Raw genomic sequence first — 18,197 nt, forward strand, 5'->3', positions numbered from 1 at the left:
ACAAAAGGCCGCCCTTAAGGAGCGGCCTTTCGAAAAAATGCATGGCGTCCCGTCATTGAAAGCCGCCTCCTGATCCACCGGCAGCCGTCAATGAGGACGATCTTCGTAAATTCCTGCGCCTGTAGGTCAGGCGCGGGCGCGGATGGCTCCGTCGCGGTTTTCGAGGGCAGCGGCCTTTTCATATTCGGCCTGCACCTCTTCCAGCGAAGCTTCGGCGGCTTCCTGCTGGGCCTTCAGCTCACGGATCGAGACCTGAAGATTATCCGCCCGCTGGCGCGCGGCCTTGGCGAAGGTCGGATAGGCGAAATGCGTCGGATCGGTAATGCCCGACTTGCTCTCTTCCAGAGATATCTGATGCACCAGTTCCTTTGCCATCCGCTCGAACTCGGACATCATCTGCTGCAGCTGGTTAAGCTGCCGGCGTTTTTCATTGACCTGAAATTCCTTCAGGCGAACCAGGCTGTCACGCGACTTCATACGCAATACTCCATGGATAGCGAGACCCGGATCAAAAAGGCACTATGCCACCCTGATCGGCCCGTTTAACCCGCCCGTTTTTCCGTGGGGGTTGACCCCTGTCCCGGAATGATTCCCAAAAGTTACCCGACGTTAATAAAAAACCGCCGTCGTTAACCTTTCGTTTACGGGCATCGTTAATGATAACGACGATCATTTAAGGGTCGGTAAATGCCAGGTCCAAAAAAATGGACCCGACGATGTAAGAGTCGATTGAATCACTTAACGGGATTTCCTCACGTTAAGCTTCAATTTTGGCGATGGTGGATTCACGTGCAAAAACAGCGAAATGCCTACTTTGCTTAATAAATTCGATACACCTTGCCAAAGGCAATTAGAATTTGTTAACCATTTGGTGGCAGCCTGCAAATCAGGCAACGTCTGGATCCGCATCGCGCGAGGCAATGATTTACCGGTTCGCGGGCGGCAAAGGGGATAATTATGCGGGTTCTACTTATTGAAGACGACAGCGCGACAGCGCAGAGCATTGAACTGATGCTCAAGTCGGAGAGCTTTAACGTCTACACGACCGACCTCGGTGAGGAAGGCGTGGACCTCGGCAAGCTCTATGATTACGACATTATTCTTCTCGACCTCAACCTGCCCGACATGTCGGGTTACGAGGTTCTGAGAACGCTTCGCCTCTCCAAGGTCAAGACGCCGATCCTCATCCTGTCCGGCATGGCCGGCATCGAGGACAAGGTTCGCGGCCTCGGCTTCGGCGCAGACGATTACATGACGAAGCCGTTCCACAAGGACGAGCTTGTTGCCCGCATTCACGCCATCGTCCGCCGTTCCAAGGGCCATGCACAGTCGGTCATCGCCACCGGCGAGCTGATCGTCAATCTCGATGCCAAGACGGTTGAAGTGGGCGGCCAGCGCGTTCACCTGACCGGCAAGGAATATCAGATGCTCGAGCTGCTTTCGCTGCGCAAGGGCACAACGCTGACCAAGGAAATGTTCCTCAACCACCTCTATGGCGGCATGGACGAGCCGGAACTGAAGATCATCGACGTCTTCATCTGCAAGCTGCGCAAGAAGCTCGCAAACGCCGCCGGCGGCGCAAACTACATCGAAACCGTCTGGGGACGCGGCTATGTTCTGCGCGAGCCGGATGGCGCGACGGAATTCCTCGAAACCGCCTGATCCATTCCGGAACAGGACAGTTTTTAAAAGACCCGCTGGAAACGGCGGGTTTTTTGTTGCGATTTTCTCTCCCTCATTCCTGTGCTTGTCACAGGAATGAGGGAGAAAGACCTAGCCACGCATCGCCAGAGGACGACGGCAGATGAACCACCCCATCCCTACCCTCAGGACCGAACGCCTGACGCTGCGCCCGCTCGCGATCACGGATTTTCCCGCCTATCGGGATTTCATGACGTCATTGCGCTCCATCGGTGTCGGCGGTCCTTACGACCTGCCCTCGACATGGGGCGTGTTCTGCCACGATCAGGCCAACTGGTACTTTTTCGGCCATGGCGCACTGATGATCGAGCTTGATGCAACGGGGCAATGTGTCGGCCAAGTCGGCATCAACCACGGTCCGCTGTTTCCGGAAAAGGAACTGGGCTGGCTGCTTTACGAAGGCCATGAAGGGCGCGGCTATGCGGCGGAAGCCGCCTCGGCGCTGCGCAACTGGGCCTTCAAGACCCTGAACCTGCCCACGCTTGTCAGCTATGTCTCGCCGCAGAACCGCAAATCCGCGGCCGTCGCCGAACGAATCGGCGGCAGGCTCGACCCGACAGCACCCCGTTCCGATCCCGAAGACCTCGTTTATCGGCACAATCCGGCAAATGCCGTTTGAAAAGGGACGCCTCAGGACCATCCCGGTCGCGAGGCGTCCGGAAAATCCGACCTAGCGCATTTCCGCTTTCAGAAAGCCGAGGATTGCCTCCGCGATCTGCGCATGGATGGCCGCGCGGTCCCTGCCGCCGCCATCCCGGCAGACGAAACCTTCGCCCGGTGAAAGCTCCTCCACGATCTTTTCGCCGTTCGGCCTGCAAATCTGCATGAAGCTGAAATGGCTGGCATCCGGTATTTCCCGATAAATGGTCGTCGCCTTTGGCAGATGCCGGGCGATATAGTCGGAATCGGCCTTGATGGCGGCGATCTCCGGTGTTTCCACACCCGCGGCCAGAACCAGAACCGGCACGCCTACGGCTTGCAGCGTCTCCGGCAGGAAACCGGCGGCCGGCCCGAGATCGAGCGCAATGGCGGCGCGGATGCGGGTATCCTTCAAATCCATCAAAAGCCGCGGATCGGCCCTGCCGTTACCGACAACCCCGACTTTGGCGAGCAGCCGCGGAGCCTTGCATTGCGGCGGGCGCTTCTCCCCGCGGCAATCCTTCAGGGCAAGATCGGCGCTGTATCGCGCGCCAACCAGCTCCATTGCGGTCCAGCCGCCGAGGGAATGGCCGATTACGGCGATGCGCGTCGCGTCGATGCTGCCGGCGAATCGGTCATCGCCGAGCAATGCGGTCAGCGTTCTGCTGATGTCGCGCGGCCGCTCCCACAATGGAACGATCTCGGTCGCATTTTCTTCGGTGAACGATTCGCCGCCGTGATCCGGGGCGGCCACGACATAACCTTCCCGCACAAGCTCACCGGCAATCCAGTTCAGATTGCGCCAGCTTCCGCCGAAACCGTGCGACAGCAATATGAGAGGACGTGAACCGTCAAGAAGGGAAGCGCCCGGTTGAACCTCAAGGCCGTAAAAGGCGGCATTTTCGCCGACGATCTCGCTTTTGCCCGACGGCGCGGCCGGGTACCACAATGAAACGGCTAGCGTTCTCGAACCGGCCTCATCCGGCAATTCGATCTGTTTAAAACCGATGCCGCTTTCCGCCGTTGCGGACTGGACAGTGGAAAAAATGACGATGACCGCCAGAAGAAGATAGCGCATGGGATGCTCCGGAGTTGATATGGACCAACTCCTGGTTCAATCCGCCGCCCGCCGAGACCTCAAACAGGTTTCAGGTCGTCCTGAAACGCGATTCGAGACAGCAACACCGGGCGCTGGAGAAACCCGCGTCACACTCTTACTGGAAATGCTCTAGATATCCGCGATCCGCTCGAAAAGCCGAACGGGGCTGTCGCGGAACGCCGTATCGCGAAATGGCCGGAAGCCGAATCGGGCGGCTATGGCCAGCGACGGACTGTTGAGCGGATTGATCATGCAGACGGTCCGCTGCGAAATCCCGCGACCGTCGAACCATCGCAGCGCCGCCTCCACCGCCTCAGTCGCGACACCCTTGCCCACCAGCGCCCCGTCGATTTTCCACATCGCCTCGGGCACGCCGTCGAAATCCTCACCGTTGCCACGGCGCATATGGGCAAAACCCACCTCGCCCACGATGCGCCCCGTGGCAAGCTCTTCCACCACAAAGGGGCCGAAGCCAAAAGCGGACCAATGGCCCAGAAAACGCAAAAGCCGGGCGAAGGCGAGTTCCGGGTCCAGCGGCGCAATCGATACGACCCCTTCGATCTGCGGAACATCCGCGCCCCAGAAGGCGCGATAAAGCGCTTCATCCGCGATGGCATGCGGCCGCAGGACAAGGCGAGCGGTTGTCAGACGGGTCATGAACATGCTCCTCAAACGGAAAAGGCCGGCGCGTCGGCAGACGCGGTCCCGGCCCTTTCACAAATTCAGATCGGCGATTGAACGGTCACTCGGCAACCGTCTTGGCGGTAAACACGATGCGGTCGTCATGCACCTTGTATTCCACCGCCATATTGGCCTCCTCGGCCAGAAGCAGCGTGTAATAGGGCTGAACGGAATGGGCGTCGACCGCCTCTTCCAGCCTGCCTTCGTAAATTTCCACGAACTTGGCCGGCACGCGCATCATCCGGCCCTTGACGGTGATTTCGAACCTGGCGTCGCCGTCGGGGCTTTCCAGCAGCACATCCACATTGCCGCCGCGCGGAATGGCGCCATAAGCCACGAGGAAAAGGTTGAGCAGAAGTTTGACACGATTCTTCGCAACGATGGCGCGCGGGCCGTTCCAGCTCACCTCCGCCTTCTTTTCAGCGGCGGCGAAATCCTGGGCGGCCTTTTCGGCCTCGCCGGTGTCGATGGACGCGCCGGCAGACCCGGAAGCGCCGAAAGCAAGGCGGGCGAACTTCAGCCGCACGGATGCGTTAAGGGCTGACGTGCGGATGAGATCGAGCGCATCGTCATCCGTGCCGCCCTCGTCCAAAAGTTCGAGGCCGTTATTGATGGCGCCGACAGGAGAAATAACATCATGGCACACACGGCTGCACAGAAGAGCCGCCAGATCGGGACCGGACAGCGTGATATTGAGTTTGCTCGTCATAAAATTCTCTCCTGCGCAAGGGAGGCGCGGACGGTGTGGAAATTGTTAAGCCATAATGACACCATATTTGGTAAACCGATTGTTAATAGGATGGTTTCAAAATGCCAAATGCCTTAACAGGCCACACTGGAGCCCCGTGTATCCGCAAGGATGCGCGAAACATGCTGTAGAACTTTGACTCTGCGCATCGGCCCTTTCGAAAACCGATTCGGATTTTCGAACCGATGCGCTAACGAAACAGACGGACGGACATGACGATGCGCCTTACGAAAACCCGCACCATTGCACGCCTCGGACTGGGAAAGATCGTCGCGCTCCTTGCGAGCCTCCTGATATGGGTCGCACCGGCCGCGGCCCAGAACAGCGATCAATATTCTTTCCAGGAAGTCGTGGATGCAGGCCACGGATTCTTCGGTGAAACCACCGGCGGCCTTGCCAAGGTGGTGGAGCGCGCCTTCCAGCAATACGGTCTTCCGAACGGTTACATTCTCGGCCAGGAAGGCTCCGGCGCCTTCGTCGCGGGCCTCACCTATGGCGAAGGCACGCTTTACACCAAGAATGCCGGCCAGCACCCCGTCTTCTGGCAGGGGCCCTCCCTCGGCCTCGATTATGGCGGCCAGGGCACCCGCGCCATGATGCTGGTCTACAACCTGCCCTCCGTCGATGCGCTTTACCGCCGTTACGGTGGTGTGAGCGGCTCCGCCTTCATCGTCGCCGGCGTGGGCATGACCTATCTGAAGAGCAGCGACGTGACGCTTGCCCCCATCCGCACCGGCATCGGCGCGCGCCTCGGCATCAATGTCGGTTACCTGAAGCTCACCCAGCAGCCGACCTGGAACCCCTTCTGATTCGCTAAAGCCGGGGCGGGAGGAAATAACGGGCCGGTTTTGACGGTGCGACACCCCTCCCCACGGTTGCAATAATAGCGTAACGTGCTTTCGCGCCCCTCTTTCCGAATGCGCGCGTATCTGAGTTTCGGAGACTGTCCCGCGTGATCGAATATGCCATTCTCTTCGGATTGGGTTTTCTCACCGCAACCCTGCTGGCCCTGCTGATCGCACCCGCGATCCACCGCCGCATCGTCGCCTATACGGAAAACCGCATACGCGCGACAATGCCCATCAGCCCGCAGGAAGTGCGCGCCCAGAAGGACATGGCGCGTGCGCTCTACGCCGCCGAAAACGCCAAGGTCCGCCAGGAACTGGATACGGAACGGGAAAAGAATACCTCGCTGCGTCTCGCCAACGAGGCCGCCTCCAGCGATGCCTATCGGCTGGGCGAACAGAACCGCAGCTTCTCCCTGAAAATCGAGGAGCTGACGCTGGAAATCGGCGAATTGCGCGCGGCCCTCGATGCCGCCGAAGAACACGCCGGCGTCGTACAGGCGAACCTCGCACAACAGGAGCAGGCCGCCAACGAGCGCGCCGGCCAGATGTCCGATCTCACCGCCCGCCTCACCAATCTGACGCGCGAGCTGGATGATTCGAAAATCCTTGCCGCCACCCGCGATCTGGAAGCCGAGCAGGCCAAGCAGAGCGCCACGCGTTTCCGCAAGGAAGGCGAGACCGCGACCCGCGAATTGCAGGATGTGGCGGCCCGCAACAAGGAGGCGATGACGGCGGTTGCGCGCGAAAGCCGCAAGGTCACCCGGCTCGAGGAACAGGTCGCGACCGTCATGGCGAAAAATGCCGATCTCGACACGATGCTGACGCTGCGCAACCAGGAAGTCGCCCGCCTCAAGGAACAGCTTGCCGCAACCGGCGGCCGCGCCAACGACATGATCATCCGCCTGCCGAACCCTGCCGTGCCGGTCGAGAAAACGGTTAGCCCATCGCAACCGGCGGCCCCCGCCCCATCCGCCGCGCTTGAAACCGCACCCGCCGCCGAAGAAGAGGCGGCACCGGCGATGGCCGCAGAGGAGCCGGCCCCTCCGGTCGTGACGGAGCCAGCGGCGTCGCAAGGTCTGGAGCAGGAAATCGAGGATATCCGCAATCAGGGCACCGCGCTCACCGAACGCCTGCTGAACGTGCGCGGCACCGGCAATGACGAACCCATCCGCCGCGAAATCGCAAGGATCGCCGCCGAGATGATCGCGCTCACGGCGGCGCAGGAGGGCGAGAAATCGCCGATTCCTGGGCTGCTTGCCAAGGCCTCCGGCTCATCGGCGCGGGAGAGCCTTGCGAAGCGGGCGAAGGTGGTGATGGAGAAGCGGGAACATTAGGCCCTCAACGGGTGTGGTTGTACCTCGCGTTGAGTGTGCGGCTTACCCCCTCTGCCCTGCCGGGCATCTCCCCCTCAAGGGGGAGATCGGCAGGAGGCACTTGCACCGCTCCATTCGCAAACATTGACATGGGCGAGACCTAACCACGAGTCGATCTCCCCCTTGAGGGGGAGATGTCCGGCAGGACAGAGGGGGGTGAGCCGCATATGCTGCGGAAACCCCTAAACCCGCCCCATAACCCCCGCCATCTGATAAAGCGCCAGCCCCGAAGCCGTGCCCGCATTCAGGCTATCCAGCTGCGGCGACTGCGCAATCAGCGCCGTATGGAACCGCGAGAGCACCGATTGCGGCAGCCCCTCGCCTTCCGTGCCAATCACCAGCGCCATGCGCTCGGACCGGGGAATATCGCGAATCTCGGTCTCGCCACCCGGCGAAAGGCTCCAGATAGCAAAACCGGCCTCGGAAAGCCGCTCCAGCATCGCCACCGCCCCGCCGCCGCGATGCCAGGGAACCGAAAGCACCGAGCCGACGGAAACGCGTAGCGCCTTGCGATAAAGCGGATCGCAGCACGTCTCGTCCAGCAACACCGCATCGGCATAAAACGCCGCCGCATTGCGAAACATCGCACCCAGATTATCGTGATTGGAAATGCCGCAGCCGACCAGCACCAGCGACGAGGCAGGAAGTGCCGCCGTCATCTCCTGCAGTCCGCGATCCTGAACCCGTCGCCCAAGCGCCAGAATGCCGCGATGCAGGTGGAACCCGACGATGCCATCCAGCACCGGCGCTTCCGCCACATAAACCGGCACATCCGGCGGGAAATCGGCAAGGATATCCGCGACGCCCGAAAGCCGGTTTCTGAGGATGAGAATGCTCTCGGCCGCAAAGGCGCCGCCCGCTTTATGGGCGGCGGCCAGCATGCGCAGCACCACCGTGCCTTCGGCAATGAAGCGGCCCTGCCGCCCGGTCAGGTCGCGCTCGCGAATATCGCGAAAGGCGGCGATGCGCGGATCGGCCGGGTCCTCGACCGGGATCAATGCCCGCCCGTCCAGCAGCTTATTGGCCTCACTGGCCATCGACCGTCACATCGGCAAGGAACCGGCCGGCCGCGACGTTGAAGACCAGCGCCTTGCGGGTGCCGTTGGCGAGCCGGCCGTAAAACAGCATGTCGCCGCCGGAATAGCTGACATTGTCGATCGTGAAGCCCTGCGGCAGGCTGGCGGTGACGGCCAGCGGCCCGTTGCCGGTGGGAACGGCCAGGTTCGGCGCTTCGCCCTGCGTCTGAACCGCCTTCGACGGCCCCATCGCCTTGTAGACAACCGCACCGAAGACGGCCATAAGGCTGATAAACATCACGGAGCCCGACACGATCTGCAAACGGATCATCTTGCGGCGAACTTTTTCCATGGCCGGATCAAGCGGCTTGTCTTCCTGTTCGTCTTGCTCGATCTGCGTCATCGGGTTCCCTGAAATGCTGATGGATCGGAAAAATAAGAATGAACGACCCCTTTAAACAAGGCGGAGACGCAAGGAAAGTCCTGATTGCCGGGGAAGATGCCGAAGGCCGTCTCGATTCCTGGCTGGCAGGCGAAGTGGGCGGCGACTTCTCCCGCAGCCGCTTGAAAGCGCTGATCGAGCAGGGCGCGGTCTCCATCAACGGCCAGCCGGTGACGGAGCCGAAAAAGAAGGTGCATCCGAAGGACCGCATCGAAATCGTCATGCCCGAGCCGGAAGACCCGGAACCCAAGGGCGAGGACATTCCGCTCGACGTGGAATATGAGGATGAAGACCTGATCGTGCTCATCAAGCCCGCCGGTCTCGTCGTGCATCCGGGCGCCGGCAACTGGACCGGCACGCTGGTCAACGCCCTCATCCACCATTGCGGCGACAGCCTCTCCGGCATTGGCGGCGTCAGGCGGCCGGGCATCGTGCACCGGCTGGACAAGGAAACCTCCGGCGTCATGGTCGTGGCGAAGAACGACAATGCCCACCGCCATCTCGCCGCGCAATTTGCCGATCATGGCCGCACCGGGCCGCTGGAGCGCGCCTACAAGGCCGTTGTCTGGGGCCGCCCGCGCACCCTGCGCGGCACCATCGACGCCGCACTCGGCCGCAGCGCCGACCGCACCAAACGCGCCGTCAAGCACGAGGATTCGGACGATGCCCGCGAGGCGATCACCCATTACGAGGTGATGGAGCGTTACCATGAACGGCCGGACGCCACCTGCCTCGCCTCCATGGTGGAATGCCGGCTGGAAACCGGCCGCACCCACCAGATCCGCGTTCACATGGCCCATATCGGCCATCCGCTGATCGGCGATCCCGAATATGGCGCGGCCTTCCGCACCAAGGCGAACCTTCTCGAAGAACCGGCCAAAAGCACCGTCAGAGGCTTTCCGCGCCAGGCCCTGCATGCCTATCTGCTCGCTTTCGAACATCCGCGCACCGGCGAGGTGATGGAATTCGAAACCGACCTGCCGGATGACATGGAAGCGCTGACCGCCGCATTGCGTGGCTGAAAACCTGCATGGCGCGGTCAAAAAAACTGCGCCATGTATTTCGCCGGAAGCCCCGGATAATAAAAAAAGATTAGCGGATAGCGATATTCCGCAGTCGGTCCTTTTTATAGACCGCCCCAATTTCGCTTCAATCGTCACACCTCCTCGGCCCCGCAAAGCCTGAAATCGCCGCCGTTAAACCGTGCCGATTTCAAGTCTGCCAAATAAAACCGCAGGGACGCCATCCGTTCGATCCGCCCCCGAACGGAACCGGCATGATGACGGGATCTATCGCATGAATATCGAAGACCGCCGGTTTATCTTTCAGGAGTTGCGCAGCGTCGAAGGCTATATCGACCCGCCCGATGCGCTCGTCTTCAAGGCGCTGTTGCAGGCCCAGACAAAAAGCGGCCTCCATGGCGGCATGGCGGAAATCGGCGTTTATTACGGCCGCTCCTATTTCCTGCTGCGCAAATTCGCCGGGAGGCAGGAAAGGTGCTGGGCGTCGATCTCTTCGATCTCGATCCGCCCGAAGATGGCAGCCTCGACCAATATGAACGCCTGATGGAAAACGGCCGCCGGCTGGGTTTCGCCATGGATGAAGAGCTGATCATCAGGGGCGACAGCACGCAGCTGGCGCCCGCCGATATCACCTCCCGCATCGGTCCCGCCCGCTTCTTCAGCATCGATGGCGGCCACAACCTGCACCACGTGCTGGCCGATGCGAAACTGGCGATGGAGGTGATCGCGCCGCATGGCGTCATCGTCTTCGACGACACCTTCAACCCCGCCTGGCCGGAGGTGACGGTCGGCGTCGCCGATTTCCTGCGCACCCACGGCCACAGCCTCGTCTGCTTCGGCATGACGAAATACAAAACCTATGTCTGCCGCCGGGAATTTCACGCGACCTATGCGGACGCGATTGCCGCCGATCCCGATCTGCAGGCGCTTGCCCATGTCGAGACGCAGTTCCTTGGCTCCAAGGTTGTGCGCCTGCACAATCCCATGCGCCGGCGGGTGATGTATGAGCTGATGGTGCGCTCCGGCCTCGGCGGTTTTTCGGAACGAATCTACCGTTCGAAAGTTAAACAGGTCAAAGAAGGTGTCACTGGAACATAACGCATGTGTGAACGCAGCGTTCGCTTGAAACGCGGCGGGCGCGTACATATCTGTCACATGGGTTCGTGCGGGGTCGGTAACGACCCGCAGCTTACGGTGTGCCTCCGGCGGGTCAGTCGCCGATCAAAGAGGGTGCCGTTCCAGACCATAGATAAGGGGGTGCTTTATGGCCCGCAATAGTTTGCCTACGATTACAGCCGGCGAAGCCGGTCTCAATAGATATCTCGACGAAATCCGTAAATTTCCGATGCTGGAGCCGCAGGAAGAATACATGCTTGGCAAGCGTTATGCCGAGCATGGCGACCGCGACGCCGCGCATAAGCTCGTCACCAGCCACCTGCGTCTCGTGGCCAAGATCGCCATGGGTTATCGCGGTTACGGCCTGCCCATCGGCGAAGTCGTCTCCGAAGGCAATGTCGGCCTGATGCAGGCGGTAAAGAAGTTCGATCCGGAACGCGGTTTCCGTCTCGCCACCTATGCCATGTGGTGGATCAAGGCCTCGATCCAGGAATATATCCTGCGCTCCTGGTCGCTGGTGAAGATGGGCACGACCGCCAACCAGAAGCGCCTGTTCTTCAACCTGCGCCGTCTGAAGGGCCGCATCCAGGCAATCGACGATGGCGATCTGAAGCCGGAGCACGTCAAGGAAATCGCGACGAAGCTTCAGGTGTCGGAAGAAGAAGTCATCTCGATGAACCGCCGCCTGCATGGCGACGCCTCGCTGAATGCGCCGATCAAGGCATCCGAAGGCGAGTCCGGCCAATGGCAGGACTGGCTGGTGGACGACCATGACAGCCAGGAAGACGTTCTGATCGAACAGGACGAGCTGGAAACCCGCCGCCGCATGCTGGCGAAAGCCATGGGCGTGCTGAACGACCGCGAACGCCGCATCTTCGAAGCCCGCCGGCTTGCCGAAGACCCGGTGACGCTGGAGGAACTTTCCTCCGAGTTCGACATCAGCCGCGAACGCGTGCGCCAGATCGAGGTTCGCGCCTTCGAGAAGGTGCAGGAAGCGGTGCAGAAGGAAGCGCTGGAAGCTGCGCGCGCCTTGCGCGTGGTGGATGCGTAAAGCATATCCAGCAAAAGTGCGGAGCAGTTTTGCGTCCGTGCCATGGATCATCCTCGGCCCTCGGCCGGGGATTTTTTGTTGGTAAAAGGCTGACGACTGGAAATGGCCTGCCGTCCGAGACCGGCGATTGCGCTGGAGGAAAACCGGCAGGAAAAATATCCATGCTTCGGGGATGCCGCTTACCCCCTCTCCCCCGCCGGGCATCTCCCCCACAAGGAGGGAGATCGGCAAGACGTTCTACCGCCGCTTCATCCTCGACCGTTGAGTTGGTCGAGACCTCGCGGCATATCGATCTCCCCCTTGTGGGGGAGATGCCCGGCAGGGCAGAGGGGGTGAGCCACACCCACCAGCACCAACTAACCCACCCATCACCCGACAAACGCAAAGACACCGCCGTAGCCATATAACGAAAAGGGCGACCCGAGCCGCCCTTTCAATCCTTATTGACCGCCGGCAGCAGGTGCCGCCGCCGCCCATTCGCTAAGCGCCTTGTCAAAGGCGGCGATGCCGTCATTGCCCTTTTGCAGGGTCAGCAGCGCACGGCGACCGTTACGATAGGACACCGGAATATCGATCCAGTTGCGGCTCTTCAGAAGCTCCAGATTGGTCTTCATCGCATCCGGGAAGTCGTTGAGCGCGATCATGTGGAAATCGTCGGTGATCTTGGCCGGAACCGCGATCAGCGCGTTGCCGCGATCCTGCTCGGTGCTCTTCATCGCGATGCGCTGGACGCTGTCGATAGCGCCGCCTTCGAAGCCGGGCGAAACCGAGAAGACGATCTCGATCAGATGGCTGGCCGGCAGCGACGGGTCGGTATTGCGCTTGAAGGTGATCAGCGCGCTGAGGCCACGGCCGGGAACGGTGATCTGGCCCTGCACGGTCGGAGAAGGCTTGCCCTCACCGTCATTTTCCTGCTGCAGCGACCAGGAAACACTGCCTTGAATGGCGGTCGGCACCGTCTGGCCCAGCACTTCCTCATAAAGGAACATGCGGTCGCCGGAAGCGGCGGCGGGCTGCTGCGCCGGCGGCGTGCCGGCAGGCGTTCCGGCGGGCGCACCGGCATTATTGGCCGGAGCCTCGCCAGCGGGCGGCGGCGCGACATTCTGCTCATAAACCGACTGGCCTTCGGCGGTGACCGGCTGGCCGTTCGCCCCGGCGGCAGGTCCTTCGTCACGCTCGGTGCCGTCGGCCAGAAGCCGCTGGGTGAACTTGGTGCCGGTGACGGAGCCGTCATCGCCATGGGTCGGGGTCTGATGGTTGGTCGGGGTTGTCGGCTGCTGCCCCGTGGCAGGCGGCTGCTGGGTCGCCGGCGGTGTCGAGGTCTGCGCCTCACCCGTGCCGTTCGAAGCCGTCTGGCTGGTGCCGCCGTTCTGTGCGGAGCTGACCAGCCCGCCGACCATATCGTTCAGCGCATCGCGGTTCATCCACACGGCATAACCGCCGCCGGCAAGCAGCGCCACGCCGACAAGGGCCAGAACCAGCGACGCATAATTGCGGCGCGGCTTCTTCTTGACCATATAGGCGGGCGTCGCGGCGGCAGCGCCGACGCCATTCGTTTCGCCCGAAGCCTGACGGGGGTGGAGGACGACGCGCCGTCATAACCGATCAGCTCGTCCAGATCGTCCCAGGGCGTGCGTTCCTTGTTATCCTTTGCCGCTGCCTGATCGCCGAAGAGATCGTTATCCGCGCGCGGCAGCGCCGGCGCGTCCTTGGCGGGAATGGCAATATCCGCATCCTGGAAATAGGACGAGAAATCCTCGACCACGGCCGCCTTTTTCGGAGCCTGCTCTTGCGGCTGGCGATGGTCGTCAAAATCGTGCCGACCGCCAAACGCCGGAGCATGCTCCACGGCGGCGGGGCCGAAATGGTCGTCCGCCTCGCGCCGCTCATCCTTTTCGTAAGGGGCGGGCTCGAAACTTACTTCCGGTTCCTGGTAATGCTGCGCGGCATAACCGGCAACGAGCGGACGTTCGTCGGTCTCGTTGTGAGCCTCTTCATATTCCTCGGCGGCCGGACGCACATCGTCGTCCTGCGCTTCATCGAGCTTGCGCCAGTCATCCTCATCCACCGGCTGCGCCCAATGGGAGGGAACGGAATCATCGGCGGCGCCGAGCGCCGTTTCAGGCTCCGGCTGGTGAGCCGGCTCTTCGTCCGTCCGTGTGAAATAGGTGCCGACGGCTTCGTCGGAAGCGTGTGCCGGGGCGGGAGCGGCATGAACCGTTTCCGGCGCATCATAAAGCTCTTCCGGCGCGCGGTCGCCGTGATGCGGCTCCTCATCGCCAGCGGCGTCAGCGTGCCGGGGCTCTTCCTCTTCGGCCGCGTCTTCGTAAGCCGGCTCCGATTGCGCGGGTTCAGCGGATGCCGGCTCTTCGTAGACTGGCTCGTGCCGCGCCTCTTCCCGGTCGGCATCCTCTGCCGGCTCGGCGGCGCGGGCCTCGTCTTCGTCGGCAGCATCCTGCTCGTAATAGGATGCCGCCGTCTCTTCCGCAGCGGGAGAGACAGCGTCATCATCCTCCAGCGCCGGAAGCGCCTCGGCATATTCACTGTCCACCTCGGCTATGGCGGCGTCCAGCTTGGCGATCTGCCGGCGCAACAATTCTTCCGGCGGACGTGGCTTCATATTCTCGAGCTGGCGCACAACCGCACTGCGCGCCTTGTCGTAAACCTTCGCCCGGTTTTCGGGAGTATTGTTCGCCAAGCCATCCACGGCCTTGCGAATGACTGCTACAAAATCCGCCATAAGCACTTTCTCGTCGTGACCGGCGACGTACCGGCCCGATATGGTTTATGAATCTAGATCGCCGAGGACATTAGTCCTCAAACGGATCAGTCACAAGTATGGTGTCGTCACGCTCCGGACTTGTCGACAGAAGTGCGACAGGCGCCCCGATCAATTCCTCGACCTGACGGACATATTTGATTGCCTGAGCAGGCAAATCCGCCCATTTTCGGGCACCGACGGTAGATTCCTTCCAGCCTTCCAGCGTGATGTAGATCGGCTCGACGCGCGCCTGCGCGCCCTGGCTGGCCGGAAGATGGTCCATTTCCTGCCCGTCAAGCTTGTAGCCGACGCAGATTTTCAGCTCATCGAGACCGTCAAGCACATCAAGCTTGGTGAGTGCAATGCCGGTAATACCGTTGGTGGCGACCGACTGGCGCACCAGTGCGGCGTCAAACCAGCCGCAGCGGCGCTTGCGGCCGGTGACGGTGCCGAATTCATGACCCTTTTCGCCGAGGAACTGGCCGATCTCGTCATTCAGCTCGGTCGGGAACGGACCTTCGCCGACGCGGGTGGTATAAGCCTTGGTGATGCCGAGAATGTAACCCAGCGAACCCGGACCCATGCCAGAGCCGGCGGCGGCCTGGCCGGCAACCGTGTTGGACGAGGTCACGTAAGGGTAGGTGCCGTGGTCGATATCGAGCAGCGAGCCCTGAGCGCCTTCAAACAGGATGCGCGCACCGGCGCGGCGCTTCTTGTCGAGCAGCAGCCAGACGGTTTCGCTGAACGGCAGGATGCGCTCGGCAATCGAACCCAGCTCCTCCATGATCGTCTCATGCGAAACTTCGGCCGCGCCGAAACCACGGCGAAGGGCATTATGATGCGTGAGGATACGGTCAACCTTGGCGGAAAGCGCCTCCATGTCGGCCAGATCCATGACGCGGATGGCGCGGCGGCCAACCTTGTCTTCGTAAGCCGGGCCGATGCCGCGACGGGTGGTGCCGATCTTGGTGCCGCTGTTGGAGGCGGCATCTTCGCGCATGCCGTCCAGCTCGCGGTGCAGCGAAAGAATGAGGGTGGCATTGTCGGCGATACGCAGGTTTTCCGGCGTGACCTTGACGCCCTGCGCTTCCAGACGGCCGATTTCGGCGATCAGCGCATGCGGATCGACCACGACGCCATTACCGATGACGGCAAGCTTGCCGGGACGCACGACGCCGGACGGCAGAAGCGAAAGCTTGTAGCTGATGCCATCGATGACAAGCGTATGGCCGGCATTATGGCCGCCCTGATACCGCACGACGACATCTGCCCGCTCGGACAGCCAGTCGACAATCTTGCCTTTGCCTTCGTCGCCCCATTGCGAGCCGACCACCACAACATTCGTCATTTCTTGCTTTCCTGCTCATGGCGCTTGCGCGCCCGATAACCCGATGGGAAACCCAAACCCGCGAATGTATACTGTGTTGTTTTACGGAAAGCGACCCTGTTTCTTATGGAGAATTTTGCTTTTTCCGTGACAAGGCGCGGATTTCCCGCATTATCTCGCCCCATGGGGGCCAGGCGCGGGCGCAAGACCGCCATTCACCCCTTAGCCGTTTTCCCGCCCCGTGAAGAAGCGAAACATCAGCGTGTCCTCCAAAGCCTATATCGCCCTCATCATCGCCACGCTCTGCTGGGGCGGCAACACCGTTGCCGGCAAGCTCGCCGTCGGCCACATCAGCCCCATGGCCTTCACCTTCCTGCGCTGGGTCTTCGCCGTCGCCATCATCTTCGCCATTTCCGTGCCGCAGCTGATCAAGGACTGGCCGGTGGTGAAAAAGCGCCTGCCCTATTTCTTCGTGCTCGGCAGCGTCGGTTACACCGCCTTCAACGTGTTTCTCTACACGGCCCTGCAGCACACCTCGGCCATCAATGCCGCCGTCATTCAGGCCGGCATTCCCATGGTCATCTTCGTCCTGAACTTCATCCTGTTCCGCACCCGCGTGCTGTTCGGCCAGATCGTCGGCTTCTGTCTCACCATATCAGGCGTGGCGCTGCTCGCCTCGCACGGCGACCCGGTCTCGCTGCTGCAGCTGGAAATGAATGTCGGCGACGCCGTCATGCTGCTCGCCGTGCTGGTCTATGCCATCTACACCGTCATCCTGCGCTGGAAACCGGCCGTCGACTGGCGCACGCTGATGGCCATCCCCGCTTTCTTCGCCCTCATCACCTCGGTGCCGCTGGTCTTCTGGGAAGTGTCGCGCGACAGCGTCGTCTGGCCGGATCAGAAGGGCTGGGTGCTGGTGGTCTATGCCGCCATTTTTGCGTCGCTCATCGCGCAGATCCTCTACATCAAGGGCGTGGAGCAGATCGGCGCCAACCGCGCCGGCCTCTTCATCAACCTCGTGCCCGTCTTCGGCACCCTGCTATCGGTTATCGTGCTCAGCGAGACGCTGCATACCTATCAGATCGTCGCTCTCATCATGGCGCTGGCGGGCATTGCCGTCGCGGAACGAAAAAAATCGCCGGCTTCCTGAACCAACAGGATCAGGAAAACCGGCGCAGTCTGGCAGGCATGAAAAGATGGGCTTAAAGCGCGGTTTCGCGCTCAGCCGGAGAAAAGACGGCATTGCCGAGGACGATATCGCCCTTGTCGGTGGTGACGATCAGCACTTTTTCGAGCGATCCATCATTGTTCAGCGAAAAGGCAAGGCGCAGCGCGCTGGAAGACCAGCCGGCGCCGGCAAGGGCCGTGCGCTTGATGGCGGCGCAGTCACCGCAATCGCCAAGGCTCAACGACGGCGTTGCCGGAACATCAGTTGCAAAACCGGAAAAATAATCGTCGAGCGCGCCCATGGTGGCGTTCACATCGCGGTTGACGCGCAGCAGTTCCTCGCGGCGCTCACCGGTCAGCGGCGCGGCGATGGTGGAGACGCATTGGCCGGCGGAAAGAACGCAGCCATCGAAACCGCCCGGCGCGGAAACACCGATCTGCGTCACCGCAGACTTCTCGACGGCGGCAAAACCGCGGGCAAAACCGGCAGCGCCAGCCGCGTCGGCATGATTGGACATGGAAGCAACGGCAATTCCGCAGATGGCGGCAGCAATAATCTTCTTCAGCATTTCATACCCCGTTTGCGATCCGCCGGCTTGTGCCGGTCTCGATTTCTGTTGTGTGGAGCGCCTCTTTGAAGGGCCGCTCCCCGTCTGTGATCCCACAATGGCACAGCACTGTTTTCAGCCGCTTTAAGCCGATTGCTACAATTTTATCGGTTTTCATTTTTGTACAGCGGACGCTTTTTTTCGAATATGCGCCGATACCGTCACCGCGAATTCCGCGGCAACGTTGGGAAGCGATATAGGGGCCGCATCGCTGCGGGGGTATCAAAGGGTATTGCAGGGTTTGCAGACGATGCGGCCCCGGCTTGAAACATATGACCCGCCCGCCAAACCGGTTCCTGTTTGGAGGATGGGCACATGCCGGCCGCCTCAACCGTGACATCGGGAAACTCCCCGGTTTCGGCCGCCTGCCCCGCCCACCTTGCGCCGTGCGCACGCCTGATGACCGGGATTTGCCAAGTATAGCCGGGCCGGCGGGACCGTGGACGCGCGGGGATGAACGCCTCTTGAAAAAAGGCGCCCGGGAGGCGGTTTCGCCCCATCCCGGCCACAGGAATTTTCAGCGGGTTAACGGAGGGCCGATCGGCGGCATTTGAATTAACCTTGTCTTAAAACCCGACGTTAATGGTTAGCAATTTAA

At 61.4% G+C, this 18,197-nt stretch carries 15 protein-coding genes and 2 pseudogenes; 8 read left to right on the top strand and 9 right to left on the bottom strand.

Going from position 1 to position 18,197, the window contains the following annotated elements; all coding sequences use genetic code 11:
- Window positions 1–126: 126 nt before the first annotated feature.
- Window positions 127–477, bottom strand: a complete 351-nt coding sequence (locus tag O3W47_RS13975) for a flagellar export protein FliJ (RefSeq protein WP_003491821.1) — start codon at window positions 475–477, stop codon at window positions 127–129.
- Between the two features lie 480 nt (window positions 478–957).
- Between O3W47_RS13975 and ctrA the strand changes: the two genes are divergently transcribed.
- The gene (gene ctrA, locus O3W47_RS13980; RefSeq protein WP_003522926.1) at window positions 958–1,662 is read left to right on the top strand and encodes a response regulator transcription factor CtrA; all 705 of its coding nucleotides are present in this window, start codon (window positions 958–960) and stop codon (window positions 1,660–1,662) included.
- Between the two features lie 142 nt (window positions 1,663–1,804).
- Complete coding sequence (locus tag O3W47_RS13985; RefSeq protein WP_269313981.1) at window positions 1,805–2,320, top strand: GNAT family N-acetyltransferase; 516 nt, start codon at window positions 1,805–1,807, stop codon at window positions 2,318–2,320.
- 51 nt (window positions 2,321–2,371) lie between these two features.
- Here the strand turns inward: O3W47_RS13985 and O3W47_RS13990 are convergent, their stop codons facing one another.
- The 3 genes from O3W47_RS13990 to chpT all read right to left on the bottom strand — a co-directional run bounded on the left by O3W47_RS13990 (window position 2,372) and on the right by chpT (window position 4,829).
- Window positions 2,372–3,418, bottom strand: a complete 1,047-nt coding sequence (locus O3W47_RS13990) for an alpha/beta hydrolase family protein (RefSeq protein WP_269313982.1) — start codon at window positions 3,416–3,418, stop codon at window positions 2,372–2,374.
- A gap of 150 nt (window positions 3,419–3,568) precedes the next feature.
- Entirely contained in the window at window positions 3,569–4,096 is a 528-nt protein-coding gene (locus O3W47_RS13995) for a GNAT family N-acetyltransferase (RefSeq protein ID WP_080815931.1), read from the bottom strand.
- 85 nt (window positions 4,097–4,181) lie between these two features.
- Entirely contained in the window at window positions 4,182–4,829 is a 648-nt protein-coding gene (gene chpT / locus O3W47_RS14000) for a histidine phosphotransferase ChpT (protein ID WP_003522930.1), read from the bottom strand.
- 251 nt (window positions 4,830–5,080) lie between these two features.
- Between chpT and O3W47_RS14005 the strand changes: the two genes are divergently transcribed.
- On the top strand, window positions 5,081–5,677 hold the full coding sequence (locus O3W47_RS14005; RefSeq protein ID WP_003522931.1) for a DUF1134 domain-containing protein: 597 nt from the start codon (window positions 5,081–5,083) through the stop codon (window positions 5,675–5,677).
- Between the two features lie 143 nt (window positions 5,678–5,820).
- Window positions 5,821–7,050: a hypothetical protein gene (locus O3W47_RS14010; RefSeq protein WP_269313983.1), complete on the top strand. Its 1,230-nt coding sequence runs from the start codon at window positions 5,821–5,823 to the stop codon at window positions 7,048–7,050.
- A 221-nt stretch (window positions 7,051–7,271) separates the two neighbouring features.
- On the opposite strand, the gene O3W47_RS14015 is transcribed toward O3W47_RS14010, so the two are convergent.
- Window positions 7,272–8,126, bottom strand: a complete 855-nt coding sequence (locus O3W47_RS14015) for a TrmH family RNA methyltransferase (protein ID WP_269313984.1) — start codon at window positions 8,124–8,126, stop codon at window positions 7,272–7,274.
- Window positions 8,116–8,508, bottom strand: coding sequence for a hypothetical protein (locus O3W47_RS14020; RefSeq protein WP_137003945.1), 393 nt, complete (start codon window positions 8,506–8,508; stop codon window positions 8,116–8,118). The genes O3W47_RS14015 and O3W47_RS14020 overlap by 11 nt, the downstream gene beginning before the upstream one ends.
- Window positions 8,509–8,546: 38 nt before the next feature.
- Here O3W47_RS14020 and O3W47_RS14025 point away from each other — a divergent pair, with 38 nt between their 5' ends.
- The 3 genes and pseudogenes from O3W47_RS14025 to rpoH all read left to right on the top strand — a co-directional run bounded on the left by O3W47_RS14025 (window position 8,547) and on the right by rpoH (window position 11,736).
- Window positions 8,547–9,569, top strand: a complete 1,023-nt coding sequence (locus O3W47_RS14025; RefSeq protein ID WP_065655536.1) for an RluA family pseudouridine synthase — start codon at window positions 8,547–8,549, stop codon at window positions 9,567–9,569.
- Between the two features lie 274 nt (window positions 9,570–9,843).
- Window positions 9,844–10,667, top strand: a pseudogene (locus O3W47_RS14030) (class I SAM-dependent methyltransferase).
- 166 nt (window positions 10,668–10,833) lie between these two features.
- The gene (rpoH, locus tag O3W47_RS14035; protein WP_003522581.1) at window positions 10,834–11,736 is read left to right on the top strand and encodes an RNA polymerase sigma factor RpoH; all 903 of its coding nucleotides are present in this window, start codon (window positions 10,834–10,836) and stop codon (window positions 11,734–11,736) included.
- 440 nt (window positions 11,737–12,176) lie between these two features.
- On the opposite strand, the pseudogene O3W47_RS14040 reads toward rpoH, so the two are convergent.
- Window positions 12,177–14,476: pseudogene (locus O3W47_RS14040) on the bottom strand (hypothetical protein).
- Between the two features lie 70 nt (window positions 14,477–14,546).
- Complete coding sequence (locus O3W47_RS14045; RefSeq protein WP_269313985.1) at window positions 14,547–15,845, bottom strand: adenylosuccinate synthase; 1,299 nt, start codon at window positions 15,843–15,845, stop codon at window positions 14,547–14,549.
- 241 nt (window positions 15,846–16,086) lie between these two features.
- On the opposite strand from O3W47_RS14045, the gene O3W47_RS14050 reads away from it, so the two are divergent.
- Window positions 16,087–16,974, top strand: a complete 888-nt coding sequence (locus tag O3W47_RS14050) for a DMT family transporter (protein ID WP_164865490.1) — start codon at window positions 16,087–16,089, stop codon at window positions 16,972–16,974.
- Window positions 16,975–17,026: 52 nt separating this feature from the next.
- Here O3W47_RS14050 and O3W47_RS14055 read toward each other — a convergent pair whose 3' ends face one another.
- Window positions 17,027–17,560, bottom strand: coding sequence for a transglutaminase-like cysteine peptidase (locus O3W47_RS14055; protein ID WP_080850964.1), 534 nt, complete (start codon window positions 17,558–17,560; stop codon window positions 17,027–17,029).
- Window positions 17,561–18,197: the final 637 nt, after the last annotated feature.

The organism is Agrobacterium sp. LMR679 (assembly GCF_027157905.1).
GTDB lineage: Bacteria > Pseudomonadota > Alphaproteobacteria > Rhizobiales > Rhizobiaceae > Agrobacterium > Agrobacterium leguminum.